General features: G+C 33.8%; 1 protein-coding gene and 1 pseudogene. One reads left to right on the top strand and one right to left on the bottom strand.

Annotated elements, in window-relative coordinates:
* Nucleotides 1–350 precede the first annotated feature (350 nt).
* Nucleotides 351–3014 carry an ankyrin repeat domain-containing protein gene (locus PV763_RS17145; RefSeq protein WP_420938260.1) on the bottom strand — a complete coding sequence of 888 codons (2664 nt, stop codon included), beginning with the start codon at nucleotides 3012–3014 and terminating at the stop codon, nucleotides 351–353.
* 309 nt (nucleotides 3015–3323) lie between these two features.
* Here PV763_RS17145 and PV763_RS17140 point away from each other — a divergent pair.
* Nucleotides 3324–3424, top strand: a pseudogene (locus tag PV763_RS17140) (IS5/IS1182 family transposase); the annotation flags it as partial.

The following is a 3424-nucleotide window of genomic DNA, read 5'->3' as shown; positions in this document are numbered from 1 at the left end:
GGACAAATTAACTCTATTTTATAAAAGTATCAATAAATTCATTAGGTTCATGAACCAAAAATTTATAATTATTTTTTATTTATATAAGTTATTGAAAATAATAAATAAAATTAATAAAAGTTTTATTAACTAGACTTCAGGTGAACATAAGTTAAATAAATAACACATGGTGTTTAGTTCATTAATACTAATATAGATTAGACCAAACACTAATTTTGGTCAAGCTTCACAAGATTTTATTATCATTTAGCTTTCTGATACCTGTTTTGGGGGCTATTCAAAAGAGTTTATAGGTATTAATATGAAGAAGCCCTGTATATCAATATCTACAGGGCTTTTAAAGAGAGAAATTAACTGTTCATAGATAAATTTTGCTCTAAAACTTCAAGAATTTTTTCAAGTTCTTGTTGTGTTCCACAAGAATAACCATTTTTTCTACTTTGTTGCTCTAACATCTGCAGTGCTTCAGGATTCTCAATCAGATTTTCAACCAATTCTAACGGTGTGAATCCAGAATGATCTTTTTCCCAAAGTTGCTTAGGCGCTAAATGTACCAATTTTTTGACTGCGTACAGATTTCCAGACCAACAGGCAGTATGTAACGGTAATCTACCATCTACTGTTGTCACATTCCAGTCAGAAGACTCAGTACAAAAGGCATCAAAAATTTTGGGAGTCCGAATTTTACAGGCTGTATGTAAGGCAGTCATCCCCTGATAATTCTGAATATTTGCATTTGCTCCAGCTGCCAACATTTGTTCAACTAACATCGTTTCACGAGCTTCAACAGCCAACATTAATGGTGTTTGGCCTTTAAGATCAGAAATATTCAGTTGTTCTGGATATTTTTCAAAAAGATCTTTTAAGAAGTTTTCCCAAACCTCTAATATCTTAGCATCCATTAATTTTTGAGCTTCAAAAAATAATTTTAGCATCAGCATGAGCATTGAGTTACCTTCAACGTCAGGCAGATTAGATTTAAACAAAGTATTATTAGAATTTAGCCAATCCTTCAACCCCGCTAAATTATTTTGTTTAAGCAAAGGAACAAGTTTATCCAACGCCGGTTTGACTAGAGTTTTACTGAGCGGTTGTTGAGGCTTGATTCCAGGATACGGTTTATAAAGATCTTCCCAGAAATAAGAGTATGCCCAACGTGCTACTTCCTCTATAGAAGGAATTTGATCACTTTCTATTATTCCACCACTAAGCATTTCACGATAATATTTTTCGTGATTGTTCGTGATAAGTTTTTGATTCGCTACCGCTATAGCTAGACAATCTCGTGCAATTTCTCCAGTTATTAGACCATAACTACATTTAAAACTTTCTTCCAGAGCATCTCTGAAATATTGTGATGCCTCGCCAAAATTATTTTGTGCCAATAAGTGTTTAGCTTTGTATTGCAAAATGGCAAACTTCCATAAATCATATCCTTCGGTTTTTTCTGCTTCATCAAGTAAAGCGTCAACCTTATTTTTGCAATCTTTAGGTCTGTTTTTACTTTCACCATTTAAATAGTAAGCAAGCTCTGGAATAACAACTAGAATTTTCTCGAAAGGCGTATTAGCCAATTCCCTCATACGCTTAGCGGTCATTTCTTTCAAGCGAATAGGTAGATCTGTTGACTGAGCTACGCCACTTACTACCCAATAATTCTGCTCATTTTGTAAAGCTCTCCATGGTGAGCTTTGTTGCATACGAGCTTTTAGCTCTTGAGTTTTGGTTTGTTCCTCATAAAAGTGATGCAGTTTACGTACAGTACGTTCAGCAATTTCAGTGCATGAATTATCATCATGACCAATTACATCATCAAGTACCTCACTTGTATTGATACGGAAGCTATAGCTCAGATACGTTGCGAGTTCATCAATACCTGTTTCTTTACGTGAAGGTAGAATCGAAAGAAATAAGCTTTCTTTATCCCATTCAGGTAAATGGGTCTCAAACCACATATCTTCTGCAAATTCACTATCATATCTAAAATTTCTCCATGCATCGATAGTGAGGTTATAAACAACTTTATATAATGAGAATAATTGCAGAACTTTATTTTTAATTGGATCTACGCAATGCTTATCTACATCAGGGCACAGAGATTTGACTAAACGGTGATAAATATCTTGTACTACACAAGCAACAACAAGACGTTGACGAATAACATCTATAGTAGGAGCTGAATATCGATCTAATAAGCATTCAATTAATCTAACTTTTTCTTCTTCATTTACGTTACCCTGCAAAATATCGGTAAGGATTTCCTCAGACAGTGGGAGTTCAAATTTAAGCTTTTGAGCATTTAGGTCTTTTTTGTTGATGAAAGCTAATGCTTGGTTAAATTGCTCATCAAGAGTAATAGTTTCATCTAATAGAAATGCTCCTTCGAAATTTAAACTTAGCCCATCTGGGAAATATTCATAAATAGAGCTATAACGAATAGTATTTGTACCATTCTTCCAGTTATAGAGAGAACGTTGTAAGTTCTGAATGTCAATATCTAGAATGTGGTTGGCAGCTTTTTGTATTTCAGTTCCTAGTAGATCAGTTAACCAGTCAATAACTTGGGGAACTGGTAGAATTAGCTTTTTATCACTATTATTTTCAATCAGCTCAGGCAAATACCAGAAACGGCCACCTGGCATACCTTTATCAAAAGGAGTTTGAATAGCTTGGAATGCAGAAAATCGTGCTAAACCTGGTACTAAGAAATGCGTTAAAAGCATCCAGTTAATTTGTTTTTGGTCAGCATTAAATGTCCAAGTTTTGAGCTCAAGACCTTTATAGGCATTTGCAATATTGGTTAATGATTGCCAAATGGCATCAAAAGACTCAGGGCGAACATTGAGTTTTTCAAAAATAGATAAAATAATTGTTTTCATCATATCAGATTGCTTACTGATACTGATTTTTCCAGTGGCAAATTTATTCTTTTGAGCTGTCGAATATGAGGTATTACCACCAAGACTTTGATGGATTTCTAACAGTACTGATTCAATTTTTGGTAAAGTGCCCATGTTATAAGTGTATCCAGGATTAATTTGAAGACATCTTATCGATTTATCTACGAAACAACGATGAAAAAAGATGTCTCCCCCCCCTTGCACAATAAAATATAGAATAACGAGTGGTATTTTTAGTTAAAAGATTTATAACTTTAATTCTAAAGCGATCTAAAAAATTAAACTTTTCAACAAATTTATACAGCATGTAACACTTAGTAAAAAAAATGCTTATAATCAGATTAGTAAATATAATTTCTATTATGGTTCGGCTTTGTTGCACAAACCTATCTGTAAAGGCTTTTTTAGCGATATAATTTTCAAATGAAGAAGCCTACACACAAAATTTACCGCACAACCAATTGGCCCGCATATAACCGAGCACTCATGAGTCGCGGAAATATTGCCATTTGGTTTGATCCTGC

Origin of the sequence: Acinetobacter sp. AS5, assembly GCF_048957595.1 — a bacterium.
Taxonomy (GTDB): domain Bacteria; phylum Pseudomonadota; class Gammaproteobacteria; order Pseudomonadales; family Moraxellaceae; genus Acinetobacter.
This window is presented reverse-complemented; position numbering and strand designations above follow the sequence as displayed.

Excerpts from the sequence above, each read along its gene's own strand:
- PV763_RS17145 (WP_420938260.1), bottom strand. The coding sequence starts at position 3,014 with ATGGGCACTTTACCAAAAATTGAATCAGTACTGTTAGAAATCCATCAA.